At 50.4% G+C, this 18,350-nt stretch carries 16 protein-coding genes and 4 pseudogenes; 13 read left to right on the top strand and 7 right to left on the bottom strand.

The features are described from left to right. The first annotated feature begins 1 nt into the window (after nucleotide 1). From CS369_RS18490 to coaD, 5 genes are all read left to right on the top strand, one after another. The gene (locus CS369_RS18490; RefSeq protein WP_196908221.1) at nucleotides 2–1,021 is read left to right on the top strand and encodes a hypothetical protein; all 1,020 of its coding nucleotides are present in this window, start codon (nucleotides 2–4) and stop codon (nucleotides 1,019–1,021) included. Between the two features lie 85 nt (nucleotides 1,022–1,106). Next, on the top strand, nucleotides 1,107–2,003 hold the full coding sequence (locus CS369_RS18495; protein WP_196908222.1) for a hypothetical protein: 897 nt from the start codon (nucleotides 1,107–1,109) through the stop codon (nucleotides 2,001–2,003). A gap of 36 nt (nucleotides 2,004–2,039) precedes the next feature. Next, the gene (locus tag CS369_RS18500) at nucleotides 2,040–2,612 is read left to right on the top strand and encodes an acyltransferase (protein ID WP_196908248.1); all 573 of its coding nucleotides are present in this window, start codon (nucleotides 2,040–2,042) and stop codon (nucleotides 2,610–2,612) included. 104 nt (nucleotides 2,613–2,716) lie between these two features. Beyond that, nucleotides 2,717–4,003, top strand: a complete 1,287-nt coding sequence (gene waaA, locus CS369_RS18505; RefSeq protein WP_196908223.1) for a lipid IV(A) 3-deoxy-D-manno-octulosonic acid transferase — start codon at nucleotides 2,717–2,719, stop codon at nucleotides 4,001–4,003. A gap of 22 nt (nucleotides 4,004–4,025) precedes the next feature. Further along, nucleotides 4,026–4,514, top strand: a complete 489-nt coding sequence (gene coaD, locus CS369_RS18510; protein WP_196908224.1) for a pantetheine-phosphate adenylyltransferase — start codon at nucleotides 4,026–4,028, stop codon at nucleotides 4,512–4,514. Between the two features lie 52 nt (nucleotides 4,515–4,566). On the opposite strand, the gene CS369_RS18515 is transcribed toward coaD, so the two are convergent. The 5 genes and pseudogenes from CS369_RS18515 to radC form a co-directional block, all read right to left on the bottom strand. Further along, entirely contained in the window at nucleotides 4,567–5,367 is an 801-nt protein-coding gene (locus tag CS369_RS18515; RefSeq protein WP_244665097.1) for a glycosyltransferase family A protein, read from the bottom strand. 180 nt (nucleotides 5,368–5,547) lie between these two features. Continuing rightward, the gene (gene mutM, locus CS369_RS18520; protein WP_196908226.1) at nucleotides 5,548–6,357 is read right to left on the bottom strand and encodes a bifunctional DNA-formamidopyrimidine glycosylase/DNA-(apurinic or apyrimidinic site) lyase; all 810 of its coding nucleotides are present in this window, start codon (nucleotides 6,355–6,357) and stop codon (nucleotides 5,548–5,550) included. An 81-nt stretch (nucleotides 6,358–6,438) separates the two neighbouring features. Further along, on the bottom strand, nucleotides 6,439–6,606 hold the full coding sequence (gene rpmG / locus CS369_RS18525) for a 50S ribosomal protein L33 (protein WP_196908227.1): 168 nt from the start codon (nucleotides 6,604–6,606) through the stop codon (nucleotides 6,439–6,441). Between the two features lie 11 nt (nucleotides 6,607–6,617). Continuing rightward, a complete protein-coding gene (rpmB, locus tag CS369_RS18530) occupies nucleotides 6,618–6,854 on the bottom strand; it encodes a 50S ribosomal protein L28 (RefSeq protein WP_195314938.1) in 237 nt (78 codons plus the stop codon). Nucleotides 6,855–7,092: 238 nt separating this feature from the next. Continuing rightward, nucleotides 7,093–7,789, bottom strand: a pseudogene (gene radC, locus CS369_RS18535) (DNA repair protein RadC). A 166-nt stretch (nucleotides 7,790–7,955) separates the two neighbouring features. Between radC and coaBC the strand changes: the two are divergent. The 3 genes from coaBC to slmA all read left to right on the top strand — a co-directional run bounded on the left by coaBC (nucleotide 7,956) and on the right by slmA (nucleotide 10,350). Further along, a complete protein-coding gene (gene coaBC / locus CS369_RS18540) occupies nucleotides 7,956–9,200 on the top strand; it encodes a bifunctional phosphopantothenoylcysteine decarboxylase/phosphopantothenate--cysteine ligase CoaBC (RefSeq protein WP_374191084.1) in 1,245 nt (414 codons plus the stop codon). Further along, the gene (gene dut / locus CS369_RS18545; protein ID WP_196908228.1) at nucleotides 9,169–9,627 is read left to right on the top strand and encodes a dUTP diphosphatase; all 459 of its coding nucleotides are present in this window, start codon (nucleotides 9,169–9,171) and stop codon (nucleotides 9,625–9,627) included. The genes coaBC and dut overlap by 32 nt, the downstream gene beginning before the upstream one ends. Before the next feature lie 126 nt (nucleotides 9,628–9,753). Then, a complete protein-coding gene (gene slmA / locus CS369_RS18550) occupies nucleotides 9,754–10,350 on the top strand; it encodes a nucleoid occlusion factor SlmA (protein WP_196908229.1) in 597 nt (198 codons plus the stop codon). A 104-nt stretch (nucleotides 10,351–10,454) separates the two neighbouring features. Here the strand turns inward: slmA and pyrE are convergent, their stop codons facing one another. Beyond that, the gene (gene pyrE, locus CS369_RS18555; RefSeq protein WP_196908230.1) at nucleotides 10,455–11,102 is read right to left on the bottom strand and encodes an orotate phosphoribosyltransferase; all 648 of its coding nucleotides are present in this window, start codon (nucleotides 11,100–11,102) and stop codon (nucleotides 10,455–10,457) included. Nucleotides 11,103–11,249: 147 nt separating this feature from the next. Next, complete coding sequence (gene rph, locus CS369_RS18560; RefSeq protein ID WP_196908231.1) at nucleotides 11,250–11,987, bottom strand: ribonuclease PH; 738 nt, start codon at nucleotides 11,985–11,987, stop codon at nucleotides 11,250–11,252. 222 nt (nucleotides 11,988–12,209) lie between these two features. Between rph and CS369_RS18565 the strand changes: the two are divergent. The 5 genes and pseudogenes from CS369_RS18565 (at nucleotide 12,210) to CS369_RS18585 (ending at nucleotide 18,349) form a co-directional block, all read left to right on the top strand. After that, a pseudogene (locus tag CS369_RS18565) lies at nucleotides 12,210–13,175 on the top strand (dipeptide epimerase). 98 nt (nucleotides 13,176–13,273) lie between these two features. Then, a pseudogene (locus CS369_RS18570) lies at nucleotides 13,274–15,079 on the top strand (ABC transporter ATP-binding protein); the annotation flags it as partial. A gap of 85 nt (nucleotides 15,080–15,164) precedes the next feature. Then, the gene (locus CS369_RS18575) at nucleotides 15,165–16,706 is read left to right on the top strand and encodes a glutathione ABC transporter substrate-binding protein (RefSeq protein WP_196908232.1); all 1,542 of its coding nucleotides are present in this window, start codon (nucleotides 15,165–15,167) and stop codon (nucleotides 16,704–16,706) included. Nucleotides 16,707–16,724: 18 nt separating this feature from the next. Continuing rightward, nucleotides 16,725–17,645: pseudogene (locus tag CS369_RS18580) on the top strand (ABC transporter permease subunit). 8 nt (nucleotides 17,646–17,653) lie between these two features. After that, nucleotides 17,654–18,349, top strand: coding sequence for a P1 family peptidase (locus tag CS369_RS18585; RefSeq protein ID WP_196908233.1), 696 nt, complete (start codon nucleotides 17,654–17,656; stop codon nucleotides 18,347–18,349). Nucleotide 18,350: the final 1 nt, after the last annotated feature.

The following is an 18,350-nucleotide window of genomic DNA, read 5'->3' on the forward strand; positions in this document are numbered from 1 at the left end:
CATGAATGTATATTTTTTAGAATGGAATGCCAATTATGAAAAGCTCATGATAAAAAATTTAGGGTCGCATGGCGTCACAGAAATAAAAAATATCATGAAGCATTTTACAAGAAACAATATTAGACTTAAAAAAACCAATATTAATAATTGGTTATTCGTTAAGATGCATGTTTTTTTAAAACTAAGAAAAATTAAAAAAGATGATTTAATAATTTGCAATGGATATAGTTTTTTAGGTTTTCTCGATATAATAAAAACACTCCCCTGTAAAAAAGCCTTAGTAATTCGAGATACTATAATTCATTTAGAAAGAGGTATGAAAGAAAACAAAAAATGGCTTCCACCTGATGGAGATATTATCCAAGAAATAGATTCACATTTTGATAAAGTATATAGTTTCGATCCATCTGACTGTAAAAAATATGATTTCATATACTTAAAGCAGTTCCTTCCATTTACATCCCAAGATATTGGCACCATACTTAAAACATCAATAAAAAGCAAATTATCGGAAAAATTATGTTTTTTCATTGGTGAACACAGACCTGATCGCGAAAAATCTCTCCAAGACCTTTTCCCTTATTTTAAGCGTTTAAATTACAAACCTGATTTTTATCTTTTTGATAAACACAACAAATCAATAGATTACCCATTTTTTTGCAAAAACCAATCTCTTGATTATAAAGAAAACATACAGAAAGTTATTGAGTCTGACGTTGTTATAGAAATAAACCATCCTGGACAAGATGGCTTAACGTTACGAACGATCGAAGCTCTTGCTTTTAACAAAAAAATAATAACCAACAATATAAAAATAATGCAATATGATTTTTATAATGACGACCGTTTTTTCATATTAGGCTATAATGACATTGACTCTTTGCAACGTTTTTTAGAAAGACCATTAACACCTGTAGATATTGACTCGATAAAAGAATACACAGCTGATAGAATGTTAAATCGATTGGTTTCTGATATTTACCACCACAACAGCCCTCAACAAAGCAATATATTTAATTAACCACATACTTTTCTAAATCTCTTATTAATAAAGAGAACAACATTCGACTCTTACCTAGGGCATGGCTACAATGCGATTTATAATAATGGCTCCAGTATATACTGAATGGAGTGGTGGAGTTATCGTTCTACATAAATTATGTCATATTCTCAACCAACTTGGAGAAAATGCTTACTTACATCCCATGGTCAAAGAATATCCTTTATCTTGGAAAAACCATTTTACTGAGATAAAAGAAAAAATAAAACTAAAGTATAAGAGCAGAAAATATAAAACAAACAAAATGCTCCAAACACCTGTAATTAATAAATTAACAAAAGGCGATTTAGAAAATTCTATTATTGTATATCCAGAAATAGTATCAGGAAATCCATTAAAAGCTAAAAATGTAGTCAGATGGTTCTTACACCATCCGGGTTATAAAACAGGAAACGTAAATTATTTCTCTCGCGAACTGTATTTCTCATACGGTGCATTTGGCAGAGATTTTAAGCTATATGGTTCCCACACATCTGACACAGTACTTCATGTATTTCATCAGATGAATGATATTTATAATGAGATTGGTGCATCTAAAGAACGAACAGGTACAGCATATTGCATTAGAAAAGGTCAAGGAAGAAAGATAATCCATGACCTATCCGATTCAATTCTTATCGACGAAAAAAAACATGAAGAAGTAGCTGAAATATTTAAGTGTGTAAAGTATTTTATCTCTTATGATCTATATACTGGATATTCGTTGTTTGCCATAATGTGTGGCTGTATTCCGATTGTTGTTCCTGATGAAAATTTATCACTAACGGAATGGCAGTCTGACCCTAAGATGCGATTAGGTATTGCATATGGGTTTGAGCAAATTGAAGAGGCGACCAAGAACCGTAAAGCCGCATTAGATTTAGTGTTTGAAAAAGAAAATGAATCAATTCTTAACGTCAAAAAATTTATAATTGAATCGAAAGAGTATTTCTCCGTAGATTAAATCCTCACTTGCTTCAGAAAACACATGGTCTATAAAATGAAAAACCCCTTAAACATTAGTTACTACACAGATGACGAATTACGTTCATTTGGTTTTAAACATGTGGGTAAAAATGTTCAGGTAGCTCAAAGCTGTAACATTATAGGGTTAGAAAATATTTCTTTAGGTAACAATGTTAGAATTGATGGATTCACAACCATTGTTGCATCAGGAACCGGATTCTTAAATATAGGCTCCTATGTGCACATTGGCGGATACACGTTTCTTTTTGCGGGCGCCGGAATAATCATCAAAGATTTTTGTGGCCTTTCACAAGGTGTCAAAATTTATAGCAAGTCTGATGACTACTTAGGAAAGAAGCTGACTAATCCAACAATAAGTGAGGAGTACACTGGTGTGATAACAGGTACAGTTACCCTCGAGAAACATGTTATCATCGGCTCAGGCACTGTTGTTCTTCCTAATATAACGCTTGAAGAGGGAGTATCCGTCGGAGCACAGTCTCTCGTCACCAAAGATTTAAATGAGTGGGGAATGTACTTTGGTTGTCCAGCAAAAAAATTAGAGATAGAGAAAAAGAACTCCTTATACTCGAAAAAAATTTTTTAGCGAGTCAGGAACTTAAACAAAAAAATTAATAGACAGTGCCATAGTCATTCCTTAACAAAAAAGCTAAAATATTTTCAGCGATAACTCTAAAATAGCCAATACCGATGCTGCAAACCCTTTACACCATCTTGCTTTACCTCATTCAACCATTAATCTGGCTCCGCCTGTGGCTAAGAGGACGCAAAGCGCCTGCCTACCGTCGCCGCTGGAGTGAACGCTATGGATTCTGTGCGGAGAAGGTCAAACCCAACGGTATCATGCTGCATTCGGTCTCTGTTGGCGAAACATTGGCAGCCATTCTTTTGGTCAGAGCGCTTCGCCACCGTTACCCTTCTTTGCCGATTACAGTAACCACCATGACGCCGACCGGCTCAGAGCGTGTACGGTCTGCCTTCGGCAATGATGTCTACCACGTTTATCTCCCCTACGATCTTCCTTGTGCCCTTAAGCGCTTCTTTGATCAGGTGAACCCAAAACTGGTGATCATCATGGAGACCGAATTGTGGCCAAATCTCATCACTGAACTTCACTGCCGTAATATTCCGTTGGTTATTGCCAACGCACGGCTTTCTGAACGCTCAGCGGCAGGCTACAAGAAAATTTGCTCTCTAACTCGTAGCATTCTGCGCCGCACCACCTTGATCGCAGTTCAAAATCAAGAGGATGGTGAGCGCTTTATCGATCTCGGTTTACAGTGCTCACACTTAGCAGTCACTGGCAGTCTGAAATTTGATATTTCTGTCACACCGGAATTAGCTGCGAGAGCCGTGGCGCTAAGGCGTCAATGGGCATCTCGACGCCCTGTGTGGATTGCAACCAGCACTCATGAAGGTGAAGACGCGATTATTTTGGCCGCGCACCGTGAATTGCTGAACCGGTTTCCCGATTTGCTGTTGATTCTGGTACCTCGCCACCCTGAGCGTTTCCCGACAACTCAATCACTTACCCAGAGTCTGGGTTTTAGTTACACCCTGCGCAGCAGTGGCGAAGTCCCGGAGACTGATACCCAAGTCGTGATTGGCGATACCATGGGCGAACTGATGATGCTGTATGGCATCGCTGACATCGCTTTTGTCGGTGGAAGCCTGGTGGAACGGGGAGGGCATAATCCTTTGGAGCCTGCTGCACATGCCATCCCGGTATTGATGGGTCCGCACACCTTTAACTTCAAAGATATTTGCCTTAAATTGTCAGAAGCAGGCGGTTTGATCACCGTTAAAGATGCTGACAGTATTGTCAAAGAAGTGAACAGCCTGCTGACGGATGAAGATTACCGGCTCTATTATGGGCGACACGCTGTAGAAGTGCTGCACCAGAATCAGGGAGCGCTTCAGCGCTTGCTCACTCTGCTGGAGCCCTATCTTCCACCACGTGCAAACTCGTCTATCTGACTCTCTGGTGTTAAGGATTCCCATGGCGACCAAAGCAATCTACCCAGGTACCTTCGATCCCTTAACCAATGGGCATCTGGATCTGCTCACCCGCGCTTCACGTCTGTTCGATCATCTCGTGTTAGCCATTGCCGCCAGTCCCAGTAAAAATACGATGTTCAGTTTGGACGAGCGTGTCGCATTAGCACGGCAGGCAACGCAACATTTGACGAATGTTGAGGTGGTGGGATTTTTCGATCTTATGGTACATTTCGCCCAACAGCAGCAAGCGAATGTGTTAATTCGCGGGCTGCGAGCTGTATCCGACTTTGAATATGAGCTTCAGTTGGCAAAAATGAATACTCACTTAATGCCAACCCTGGAGAGCGTGTTCCTGATGCCATCGGAAGAATGGTCATTTATCTCTTCCTCTCTGGTCAAAGAGGTTGCCCGACACGGTGGAGATGTCTTACACTTTCTTCCCGATGTGATTGGCTCGGCGCTTAAGCAAAAACTGGCGCAGGGTAAGTAAGATATAATCCGGCGGGTAGATAGGCTTCCTCCGCCGGAAAATCGCGATGCGATTAACGCGCCAATGTGCCGCATAGATAACGGAACCACCACAGTGGACTCCACCATGTATTTAACGGGGGCAATGTCGCTGGCATTATGTTGTTACGGTATTTAATTTCCCAGGTAAAGTTGAGGAAAATACGGGTCTGCCCATACTCATAACCGAACAAGCTGCACTCTTGCTTCTTACGCTTATCAATCGGCGTATTGGCGGAAAGGTCGCGCTGTAACGTATGGTAACTTTCTTCCCGGTCCACTTCCCGTTCAAAACAGCGGATGCTCTTCGGCAGATAATGTTGGCGCGACCCTTGGTATTTTTGGTATTTAACGAAGCGGAAATCTTCTGAGCCATAATTTCCGGCAAACTCCTCGTCATAGCCAAAGAAACGCATAAAGCGCGCACGCGACATAAAGAACGTGTTCGGATGGCCATAATACCTGTCGCCAACGTTACACACTTTTCCGCGTTTTTTGACGCCGTTTTCACGGCTTTCCCGATAGATTTTATAAAAATTGCGGCCGGGGTTACGGCAATTGATCAAATAGCGGAATGAGGATTCCGGCAATTCGTGGTCAAGATCGGTGATAAAAATTTTGTCAGACTTGGCATAAGTCACCCCTAAATTGCGCGCGCCAGCCTGATTCCATGGAATATCTTCATTAATACGCAGCCAGGTGATATTCAGGTCGAAAGTGCCAATGTCGTACTTAATCGGTGAACCGTCATCAACAATAACGAACTCTACCGCAGTTCTGATATCTTCCGGCAGCTGCTGCTCATACAGCCGCAACAACGAAAATACGGAATCCATATTGTCCTGATTGCAGTAAAAGTGCGTAACGTAGGTTAACTTTATATGCTGCTTATCAAGCGGATGTCGTGCGGCAGTAGAGTACTCGTGGTTCACCGATAAAATCCTCAGTTTTGTAATCTCGTTGATGCTTTTCCAGATTCGCCCTTCAAACGGCAGTCTGGCGTTATTTATCCAGCATCATTTCTGGCAGCAACGACAATAAAATGTACTACGTTGCCCATGTTTTTTCGTTAACAACGGCGTTCCGCATACGCGGCAAAGCTCCCCCGCTCGACCATAAACCTGCAATTCCTGCGCAAAATACCCCCGTTTACCATCTGACTGTAAGAAATCCCTTAACGTCGTGCCGCCTTGCTCAATCGAGCGCTGTAGCACCTGCTTTATCGACTGAACGAAATGAGCAGATTCTGATTCACTCAGCGAGCCTGCAGCACGATCGGGATGAATACCCGCCATAAACAGGGATTCGCTGGCATAAATGTTTCCTACGCCGACCACCACCTTGTTATCCATCACCCACTGCTTAATAGCCGTGTGCTTACCGCGCGAACGTTGATAGAGATAGTCGGGAGAGAATGCCTCACTCAAAGGTTCCGGGCCAAGGTGCGCAAGTACGCTGCTTGTTTCAAGGTCCGTCGTCCACAGCCAGGCACCAAAACGTCGGGGATCGGTATAACGCAGCACATGGCCGTTGTCCATGACCATATCCACATGATCGTGTTTATCAGGAGGGAGATATTCCGGCAGAATGCGCAAGCTGCCAGACATGCCCAAATGCACAATAATCCAGCCGCCGGGTAGCGCAAACAGCAGGTATTTTGCCCGACGCGCTATGCTCAAAATAGGCTGGTCACTCAACGCAAAGATCTCGCTGGACACCGGCCAACGCAAGCGGGGATTACGCACGTCAACGTGCAGGATGGTGTATCCGACAAGATAGGGTGATATCCCGCGGCGGCTCGTTTCAACCTCTGGTAATTCCGGCATTTTCTCCTCCTGAACACTCCCGCGGCTAACGTAGCATAAAAAAAACCGGCCTTGGCCGGGTTTTTAATAAGTCCACTAAAATTACTTGATTTTAGCTTCTTTATAGATCACATGCTGACGGACAATCGGATCGAATTTCTTCAGTTCCAGTTTTTCCGGCTTAGTGCGCTTGTTCTTCGTCGTCGTGTAGTAATGACCAGTACCGGCAGAAGAAACCAGCTTGATCTTCTCGCGAACACCTTTAGCCATGATTCAGTTCCTTAGTACTTTTCACCACGGGTACGCAGATCGGCCAGGACCGCTTCGATACCCTTCTTATCGATAACACGCATACCTTTAGCAGATACGCGCAGCGTTACAAAGCGTTTTTCGCCTTCAACCCAGAAACGATGGGAATGCAGGTTCGGCAGAAAACGGCGTTTAGTCGCATTCAGTGCGTGGGAACGGTTATTACCGGTCACCGGACGCTTGCCAGTAACTTGGCAGACTCGGGACATGTCTATTCTCCAAAAATCAAATCAGCTCGAGCTTCGTAGAGGATGTTGGCCGCCTCGTCAGGCTTTAGAGCCCATCTCAGCAGCTTTACAAGTAAAGATACTGCCATCAGGGTAAACCTGCTGAGATAGGCTCTTAACGCCACACCCAAGATTCTCAAAGGTGGCGTAGTATACGCTCTAGCGCGGATGTGCTCAAGTCCCGAGCAGCGAAAGATCTCTAAGGATCGCGGAAAATATGCTAAATCCAGCCTCGCTCGGCAAATGATACGTACTCACCACGCCCAATTACCAGGTGATCGAGGACGCGAATGTCCATCAATGCACATGCCTGAATAATATGCGTCGTTATCATGCGATCGGCGCTACTCGGCTCTGCATCCCTTGAAGGGGTGATTATGCGCCAGAATGAGCGCAGCCGCATTGGCTTTTAACGCTTCACGCACAATTTCTCTCGGGTGTACCTCGACGCTGGCGATAGTACCTATAAACATCTCTTGATGTCGAATCACGCGGTGCTGATTATCAAGAAACAGCACGATAAAAATCTCTCGCGCCTGATGTGCCAACGCCGATTGCAGGTACTGTAGGGTCAGATCGGGATTCAGCATCGCTTTTTCCTTCACCAAGCGCGTGGCGTACAGTCGCCGTGCTAGCTCCGCTACCGCCTGAAATTGCACAAATTTAACCACACCCATCCCTTTCACTGCGCAAAATGTTTGTTGCTCGGCCATCATGACATGGTAAAGGGAGCCAAAATGATGCAGCAGTTGCTCCGACAATGCCATCACATGAACCCCCGGCAACCCAGTGCGCAGAAAGATAGCCAACAGCTCCACATCCGTAAACGCTTCGGCCCCCGAGGTAATAAGCTTTTCACGCGGAGCCTGATCGTCAATCCACACCGTTGTGCCTCCTTTCCATCGTTGCCCTATCATGGCAGGCTCACGGTAGCGCGGCGAGAACGCAAGCGAGCCCCTGCATAACCGCACGCAAGCCCCCCCTGCAACAAAGCCTCATGAACATAGACAAACGCGAGCAAGATTCCGCTCATCCGGCAAGGTTATGATAAAATGTTTCCTCTTAGGCGTTAATCGGACAAAGATGATGACGGGATTTTCCAATCAGCCCGGGCTCTCCGGTAAAAAAATCGTGCTCGGCATCAGCGGCGGTATTGCCGCTTACAAATGCCCAGAAATTGTCAGGCGTCTACGCGATCGCGGCGCAGAAGTCCGCGTGGTAATGACACCTGCCGCGAAGGCATTTATTACACCGTTCACGCTTCAGGCGGTTTCAGGATACCCAGTATCAGACGATCTGCTCGATCCTGCCGCCGAAGAGTCGATGGGGCACATTGAGCTGGGAAAATGGGCTGACCTGGTTATTCTTGCGCCCGCAACGGCGGATGTGATCGCCCGTTTAGCCGCTGGCATGGCTAACGACCTGCTTACCACGTTTTGTCTGGCAACGGCTGCCCCCGTCGCTATTGCACCTGCCATGAATCAGCAGATGTATCGCGCAACGCCAACACAGGATAATCTTGCCACGTTGGCACGGCGCGGTGGCCTGGTTTGGGGCCCCGACAGCGGCAGTCAGGCCTGCGGTGATGTGGGTCCTGGTAGAATGATTTATCCGTCGGCGATCGTTGAGCTTGCCGAGGGTTATTTTACGCGCGTCAACGATCTGCAACATCTCAACATTATGATCACCGCGGGACCAACGCGTGAGGCGCTTGATCCGGTACGTTTCATTACCAATCACAGTTCGGGCAAGATGGGATTTGCCATCGCTCAAGCGGCGGCGGAGCGTCGCGCTCACGTGACGCTGGTCGCCGGGCCCGTGTCATTACTAACACCCGCAGGCGTTCGGCGCATTGACGTGACCAGCGCGTTGGACATGCAGCAAGCGGTGATGTCTCATGCGGCACAACAGCAGATTGTCATCGGCTGTGCCGCCGTGGCCGATTACCGGGCTAAACAGATAGCCAACGACAAGATAAAAAAACAGGGCGATGAAATCAGTATCACACTGGTTAAAAACCCAGATATTATTGCAGGGGTTGCAGCCATGTCAGCGTCTCGCCCTTTCGTCGTTGGATTTGCTGCCGAAACCCAGAATGTGGAAAAATACGCGCGTCAAAAATTGACGCGTAAAAATCTGAATCTGATTTGCGCAAATGATGTTTCCCTTTCAGGGCAGGGATTCAACAGTGACACCAATGCGTTGCAGCTGTTTTGGCCGGAGGGTGACACCCGTTTACCTCTGTGCGAAAAGCGCCTCCTTGGCCAACATTTAATCAATGAGATTGTCCGCCGTTATGATGAAAAAAATCGACGTAAAAATTCTTGATGCACGCATTGGTCAACAGTTTCCGTTACCGACATATGCCACCGCAGGCTCGGCCGGCCTTGACCTTCGAGCTTGTATTGATGAAGGGATCACGCTAGCCGCAGGGAAGACGATACTGGTGCCAACGGGTATCGCTATCCATATCGCCGATCCCAGCCTGGCTGCTGTTATCCTCCCCCGCTCAGGGTTGGGGCATAAGCACGGTGTGGTATTAGGTAATCTGGTTGGGCTTATCGACTCTGATTATCAGGGACAACTGATGGTTTCCGTTTGGAACCGTAGCCAGCAAGCCTTCACTATCGAGCCCGGTGAACGCCTCGCACAGATGGTGTTTGTTCCCGTTGTTCAGGCTGAATTCAACATTGTCGATGATTTTGTAGGAACAGAGCGGGGAGAAGGCGGTTTCGGCCATTCTGGTCGTCGTTGATCCGAAAATGGGTATACCCCTTGGACACGCGGTAAATCGCGTGTCTTTGTTGTGTTTATTCAGGTCATTACCCTAAATAATTCTAAATGGTTGTCAGCTTCTTTTTGATCAAGGGTCTTTTCTGACATGGCAGAGAAAGAGAATACGAAAAGGAATCGTCGCGAGGAAATCTTGCAAGCGTTGGCGCAAATGCTGGAATCCAGCGATGGCAGCCGACGCATCACTACCGCAAAGCTTGCCGCAATGGTCGGGGTTTCCGAAGCCGCACTCTATCGGCACTTTCCCAGCAAAACACGGATGTTTGACAGCCTTATCGAGTTTATTGAGGATTCGCTGACAACACGTATCAATCTGATTCTGCAAGATGAGAAAGATACGTTCCAACGTGTGCGGTTGATTTTGTTGCTCATGTTGGGTTTTGCTGAACGCAACCCCGGCCTGACGCGCATCCTGACCGGCCATGCGCTGATGTTCGAACAGGATCGTCTGCAAGGACGCATCAACCAGTTGTTTGAACGCATTGAATCGCAGCTTAAGCAGGTGTTGCGCGAGCACAAACTGCGAGAGGGGAAAGCCCTTACCCATGACGAGTCACTGCTTGCCAGCCAGTTGCTCGCCTTCTGCGAAGGGATGCTGTCACGCTATGTTCGCTCAGAATTTCTCTTTCGGCCTACACAGGATTTTGAGACACGTTGGCCACTGCTTGCCGCCCAACTCTATTAACATCGCCCCGTTTTTGCCTAAGAGCCTCTACACCAAGGCCTGTTCACACAGCAACAGGCTGGCCAGAAATCTCTCAGGCAACATCAGCACTGATGCACAGGTGATTACGCAGTAATACCATACCGATCGCGATAGGCCTTCACCGCATCCAGATGCACGGCCATCTCTGGTTTTTCTGCCAAAAAGCTGATCAGATCTTGCAGCGCAATGATGGAAATCACCTGACACTGATAATCGCATTCCACTTCCTGAATGGCAAAAATGGCTCCTGTACCGCGCTCCTGGCGATCCAGTGCAATCAACACCCCGGCGAGCGTCGCGCCATTTGCTGCGATAATGCCCATGGATTCACGAATGGCAGTACCTGCGGTAATCACGTCATCGACCAGCATGATACGGCCTTGCAGCGCGCTGCCGACCAGATTGCCTCCTTCCCCGTGATCTTTGGCTTCTTTACGGTTAAAGCAGTATGGCACATCGGTTTCGTGGTGTTCAGCCAGCGCCACCGCGGTGGTCGTGGCGATCGGAATCCCTTTGTAAGCGGGCCCGAACAGCACATCAAAAGTAATACTGGCATCCACCAACGCTTCAGCATAAAAACGGCCTAAAAGTGCCAGGTCGCGCCTGGTATTGAACAGCCCGGCATTGAAGAAATAGGGGCTGAAACGCCCGGATTTCAATGTGAATTCGTCGAATTTTAATACCTGCTTGCTAAGCGCGAATTCAATAAATTGGCGCTGATAGGCTTTCATTACTGCATCTCCTCGTATCACGGTGAGTATGGTTATGGTTGGAACACCAGCCATAAAAAAGCGACGCCGAGGTCGCTTTGCAAAAATAGATAACGCCGCTGCCAGGCAACGGCTGATGAAATGACAGGCGGTTTATGCCAGTCATGCTTACTTGAAGTCAGCGACTGGCGCTTGCGTCAACGCCGATTTCTGCGCCTCGACGATAGTATCAATGCCACCACGCGCCAGAGCGAGCAGCGCCAGCAGCTCTTCGTGACTGAACGGCTCGCCTTCGGCGGTACCTTGCACTTCAATCATGCGGCCATCTTCGGTCATGACCACGTTCATGTCCGTTTCCGCAGCAGAGTCTTCCACGTACTCAAGATCGCACACGGCCTCACTGGCAACGATCCCCACGGAAACCGCCGCTACCATGCCTTTGAGCGGGCTGGCTTTGAGCTGGCCTTTTGCCACCATGCGGTTGAACGCATCCGCCAGCGCAACACAAGCGCCGGTAATAGAAGCAGTGCGCGTGCCGCCATCAGCCTGCAACACATCGCAATCCAGCGTGATGGTGTATTCACCGAGCTTTTCCAGATCAACGGCAGCGCGCAGAGAACGCGCGATAAGGCGCTGGATTTCCAGCGTTCTTCCGCCCTGTTTCCCCTTGGCTGCTTCACGCGCATTGCGGCTATGAGTCGCACGCGGCAGCATGCCGTATTCAGCGGTCACCCAGCCTTTCCCCTGCCCTTTCAGGAAGCGCGGCACACCTTCTTCTACCGTCGCGTTACACAGCACTTTCGTGTCGCCGAACGCCACTAACACGGAACCTTCCGCATGCTTGGTATAGCCACGCGTTAGCGTGATGGGACGCACCTGTTGTGCACTTCGGCATGACGGACGCATGAGATTCTCCAGGTTATGCTCTGTTGATTGGCGCGCATTATACGGCCTTCGGACAACAATTCCTACTTTAGCTGCCGCGCGTTTCGCGATATCGGCAGGGGAGTGTTGGCATCTGCATCAGGGTATAGCCTGAGGTTATACCCTCCCGACAAACAAGTATTCGTCAGTCATTCCCCTGCATGAAATAGTTTTGATTATTCATTCACCAGAGGGATACACGAGATGCGCCAGATGCAGGTTGAGACCGTCAAACTCTCTCTGGCACGCCCGTGCAAGCGTGCGCAGGAACTGCGCAATGCCGTAAGCGTAGTCAGGATTACCGTTGAAGAACAGTAATTTATCGGTTTAGGCGAATATACGCCCGCGTTTGAATATCAAGAGTCTGCCGCCAGTGTTTGCCGTCAACTTGACGCCGTACGTGGTGCTGTTACGCGCGGTGCGTCAAGGGATGAAATCCAAACGCTGCTCCCTCCTGGTGCAGCACGTAACGCACTCGATTGCGCACTGTGGCGTTTAAATGCCGCCTTGCATAAACAAATCGTATGGCAGCAGGTAAGAATACAACCGCCCGCCTCTTTGATCACCACGGAAACGCTGAGCATTGCGTCATTGGAAAACACGGTGGCGGCGACCCGAGATGCGATATCACGCGGCGCGCAGGTGATAAAGCTCAATCTGGATCGCAGCGACATCGTTGAGAAAATCGCCGCAGTGCGCGACGCCGCACCACGGGCCACTCTGATGGTCGATGCCACGGAAAGCTGGGCTGGGCTCGATTTACTCAACCTGTGTCACGCTCTGCTGCCCTATAACATTGCGCTGATTGAGCAACCGTTACCGGCTGGCAAAGATCAGGAGTTACTGCGTTTTTCGCACCCTATTCCCCTTTGCGCCGATGAAAGCTGCCGCCACGCTGGCGATATTCCAGGTATCCGCCGCCGTTACGAGATGATCAACATCAAGTTGGATAAATGTGGTGGATTGACAGAAGCACTGGTAATGGTGCGTGAGGCGCGACTGCACGGACTAAAACTGATGGTCGGTTGCCTGGTGGGCTCTTCACTGGCGATGGAAGCTGCACTACCGGTCGCCGCCGCCGCCGACTATGTCGATCTGGATGGCCCACTCTGGCTGGCCGCCGACAGCTCACCCTATCTGACTTATCACCACGGACGCATCTGGCTATGACACAGCAAGAGTCCACACTGTTAACCGGAGTCCACATGACACAACTCGCACAGGCCACCCCGCACCCGGCGTCGGCCCCCCCACAAACCGCCATGCTGGTGCTGGAGATCGATGACCTGAGCGTCAGCTTCAGCGGCAGGTCGCGCAAGCATATCGCCCTGAAAAGCGTCTCGTTTTCCGTCAACAAGGGGGAAATCGTCGCCATTGTGGGTGAAAGAGGCTCGGGAAAATCCGTTACGTCGTTAACCGCAATGGGCTTGTTGGCCAACTCGGCGGCCATTGAGCGCGGCAGCATTCATTTCCACTCCCGCCACGGACAGCGCCACGATCTGCTGAATATGAAAGAGGACGATCGCCGTCAACTGCGCGGGCGCGATATGGCGATGATCTTTCAGGAACCGATGACCTCACTCAATCCGGTGTTGAAAGTGGGCGATCAGTTAACGGAAGCGCTGCGCGACCACCAGCTTTGCGATGCCGCCACAGCGGATAAAAAAGCGCGCGAACTACTGCGTAAAGTGCGTATCGCCGATGTGGATCGCGTGATGAAAAGCTACCCAGCCTCGCTCTCCGGTGGCATGCGCCAACGCGTGATGATCGCGCAGGCGCTGGTGTGCGAGCCGCAGTTGCTGATTGCTGATGAACCCACCACAGCGCTGGATGTCACCGTGCAAACGCGCATTCTACACATCCTGCGCGATCTCCAGCAGCAAAGTGATACTGCCGTGCTGTTTATTACCCACGACATGGGCGTTGTCGCTGAAATCGCCGATCGCGTGGTGGTGATGTAGCGGGGTGAAGTGGTGGAACAAGGTACGGTCGAGCAAATTTTCGCGCATCCGGAGCACCCATATACTCAAGCCTTGTTAGCCGCAGTGCCAAAGCTGGGCGATATGCGCGACAGAGCCTGGCCGCGTCGTTTTCCACTGCTGGTGCAACAGCAATCCAGCGATAGCGAACAGAAAACTGCGCGCTATGACGCAGAGCCGCTGCTAGATATCCGTGGTTTGCGCGTCTACTACCCGATCCGCAGCGGCATTTTCTCCGCGGTTACGCACCGCGTACACGCGGTCGAGCAGATTGATTTTTGCGTGTGGCCCGGCGAAACCCTGGCGATTGTCGGGGAGAGCGGCTGTGGAAAATCCACCACCGGGTGTGCGCTGCTGCGTCTGATTCAGAGCGAATCAGAAAGCATTCTGTTTCAGGGCAATGAAATCTCCCAGATGGACGATCGCGCCTTTTTGCCATTGCGCCGCGAAATCCAAATGGTTTTCCAAGACCCGTATGCGTCATTGAACCCGCGCTTAACTGTCGGTTTCACCATTGCCGAACCGCTGCTGCTGCATGGGCTGGCCCGATCGCTGGAGGACGCAACGCCCCGCGTGCAGGAACTGCTGAAAAGCGTCGGGTTGCCTCCTGAACACGCCCGCCGCTATCCGCACGAGTTTTCCGGAGGCCAGCGCCAACGTATCGCCATCGCCCGCGCCATGGCGCTGCAACCGCAGGTCATTATTGCTGACGAAGCCGTCTCCGCGTTGGATGTCTCGATTCAGGCTCAGGTGGTGAATCTGATGATGAATCTGCAACAAAAAACCGGCATGTCATGGATTTTCATTTCTCACGATATGGCAGTAGTGGAGCGCATCGCCAACCGCGTCGCCGTGATGTATCTCGGTCAGATTGTGGAAATCGGCCCGCGCCAGGCGGTGTTCAATAACCCTCAGCATCCTTATACGCAGCGCTTGCTGGCATCGGTGCCGATTGCCGACCCTCAACAACGTAGCGTGCGCCAGTTTGATGATGGCGAGATCCCTTCCCCGCTGCGCAAAGCAGGCGAAGAGGTCAATAAAATGACCTATCGCGAAGTCGGCCTGCACCACTGGGTCGCCAACGACAATCATTAATGAAACGCATTGATGAACAAGCAGTTTTAAACATGCAGTTTTAAACAAGAACAAATACAACCCATTCACAACCGGGAGACACAACATGAAGCCACTACGACATCGTTCCGCGCTGGCCCTCGGGCTTTCACTCTGTCTGGCAGCTGCGGCTCAGGCTCAAGATCTACGCATCTCTATCTATGCCGATATTACCGGGCTTGACCCGCACGACACCTCAGATACGCTGAGCTACTCCATCCAAAGCGGTATCTTTGAGCGCCTGTTCCAGTTTGATAACCAAATGAAACTGGTACCGCGTCTGGCAACCGGATACACCAGCAATGACGATGCCACCGAGTTTGTGGTCACGCTGCGCGAAGGCATCACTTTCCAGGACGGCGCGCCCTTTAATGCCGAAGAGGTCAAAGTCAACCTGGATCCCCTGGCCGATCAGAGCAAAGGCTTAAAACGTAATAGCCTGTTCAATATGGTAAAAACCGTCACCGTGCTGTCTCCGACGCAAGTGAAGATTGAACTGAATAAATCATTCGGTGCTTTCGTCAACACACTGGCACACCCGTCTGCCGTGATGCACAGCCCGGAAGCGCTGAAGAAATACCCGGATGAAGCACAACTGCGCGTCCACCCGGTCGGCACCGGTCCGTTCAAATTCACCGAATGGCAACAGGGCAAAGACGTCAAGCTGGTCAAAAATGACAGCTACTGGCAGAAAGGCTGGCCGAAAGTGGATAGCGTGACCTTCTACCCGACTCAGGAAGACTCCACGCGCGTGGCAGCCCTGAAATCCAGCCTGGTTGATGTGATTTATCCGCTGCCGTCAGATCTACTGGGTACCGTACAGAGCGACAGCAAACTGGCCGTCCAACGTGACCCCGGCATCTATCAGTTCTGGTTGGCGATGAATCACCTGCATCCGCCCATGAATGACATCTGCGTGCGTCAGGCACTCAACTACGCCATCAACCGCGATGTGTGGCTGAAAGTCGGCTTTGCGGGCATGGGTACACCGGCAACGTCAGCAATGGCGCCGGGCGTTCAATTCTTCCAGGCGCAAACCACGCCGAGCTACAACTACGATCCGGCCAAAGCCAAAGCGCTGTTGAAAGAAGCGGGTTACCCGGATGGCATCAGCCTCAAGCTGTGGACCACCAACCGTACCGATTACATTCGTAGCGCACAGTTCTTCAAGCAGCAGTTGGAACAGGTGGGCATCAAGATCACCGTGACACCGATGGACTCTGGGATGCGTAACGCCAAACTGTTCGGCGTGAAAGACCCGAAAGATGCGGAATTCGATCTATTCTACAACGGCTGGTCGCCTTCTACCGGTGATGCCGACTGGGCGCTGCGTCCGCTGTATGCCACCGAATCCTGGGTGCCTGCGGCTTATAACGTGGCCTACTACAGCAGTGCTGCCGCCGATAAAGCCATTATGGCTGGGTTGGCTACCGCCGATCTTGGCAAGCGCGCAGCTGCCTACGCCGAAGCACAAAAAGTGATTTGGGGTGATGCACCCGTCGTGTTCCTGGGTACGCCGGACAATCTGGTCGGTAAAGCGAAAAATCTCTCTGGCGTTTACATGCTGGCAGATGGCTCGTTGATCTTCGATCAGGCTGAATTTAAGTAATCGCACGGGGAGAACGCCATGTTTGCTTATATCGTCCGACGTTTGCTGGAAATGATCCCGGTGTTACTGGTGGTCTCCCTGTTAGTGTTCGGTTTTATCAAGCTGTTACCCGGCGATCCGGCGCGGATTTATGCCGGGCCGGATGCCCCGATTGCCGCCGTGGAGGCCGCTCGCCAACTGTTAGGGCTCAACGATCCGTTGCCAGGGCACTATGTTCGTTGGCTGGGTGGCTTGTTGCGCGGCGATCTGGGCATCACCTATCGCACGCAGCAACCGGTGATGGACGTGATCGCCAAAAGCTTTATGCCCACCATGTGGCTGGCGCTGGCAGGCTTCGCCTGGTCAGTGATATTCGGCCTGTTGATTGGCGTGGTATCGGGATTAAAACGCGGAAAGTAGAAGGATTGGACGCTGATGAGCGCCGCTGTCGACGGTATCTCCATGCCGCCTTTCTGGCTCGGATTACTGCTGATCCAGTTTGTCGCGATGCCGTTCGGGGTGTTTTCCGTCAGCGGTTTTAACCAGCCGAGCGATATTGTGTTACCCGCTCTGACGCTGGGTGCTTCCGTGGCCGCCGTGATGGCGCGTTTCACCCGTTCCGCATTCTTTGAAGTGGCACAGGAAGATTATGTATGTACCGTGCGATCCAAAGGATTACGCCAACGGCTGATCACCTGGAAACACATCATGCGCAATGCGCTGATCCCCATTATCACTATGCTCGGCTTGCAATTTGGTTTTCTGCTGGGCGGGTCAATTGTGGTGGAAAGCGTCTTCAGTTGGCCCGGTCTGGGCTGGCTGCTGATTGAATCGATCAAGACACAGGACCAGCCGGTAATTCAGGCGTTGGTCATGCTGTTCGTGTTCGAATTTATTGTTATCAACCTGCTGGTCGACCTGCTCTACGCCGTGGTTAACCCAGCCATTCGTTTACGCTAGGAGCGATCATGAGCCACTCAACCGAGCCTACGATGACCGCCGCCGTGCAGGATAACGCCACTATCCGCTCACCGATGCGTGATTTTTGGCTGGCTTTTATCCAAAACCCGCTGGCGCTGGTGTCCGGCGGATTTATTCTGCTCTTGGTGCTGGTCGCGGCCTCCGCCCCTTGGCTAGCCCCTTTTAATTCGATGGACCCGGATTGGATGGCACTGTCCGCACCGCCTTCCGCCACCCACTGGATGGGCACCGACGATCTGGGACGCGATGTGATGAGCCGTATTATCTACGGTTCGCGTATCTCCTTATATATTGGCCTGTTTTCCGTCACGATCGGCATGGTGGTCGGCATTGTGCTGGGCCTGCTGGCCGGGTTTTATGGCCGCTGGATTGATATGCTGATCATGCGCAGCTCCGATGTGCTGTTCGCCTTCCCCGGTATGCTGTTGGCTATCGCGGTGGTCGCCATTTTCGGCCCAGGCTTGAATAACGTGATTATTGCCGTCGCTTTTTCCACCCAGCCCACGCCACAGCCGCCAGAAGAAGCAAAGCTGGAATCGATGCTGTGCGCCGCCGCCGATGCCACGGAACATGCCGTACTGGATGCCCTGTTGTGCGCCGAGGCTGTGACCGGTTTTCGCGGCCACCACCGTCCAGACTTGCGACAGGTGTTAGATAGTCTTGCACAACACGTTTTAGCGTAAG

The organism is Candidatus Symbiopectobacterium sp. 'North America' (assembly GCF_015762685.1).
Classification (GTDB): Bacteria; Pseudomonadota; Gammaproteobacteria; order Enterobacterales; family Enterobacteriaceae; genus Symbiopectobacterium.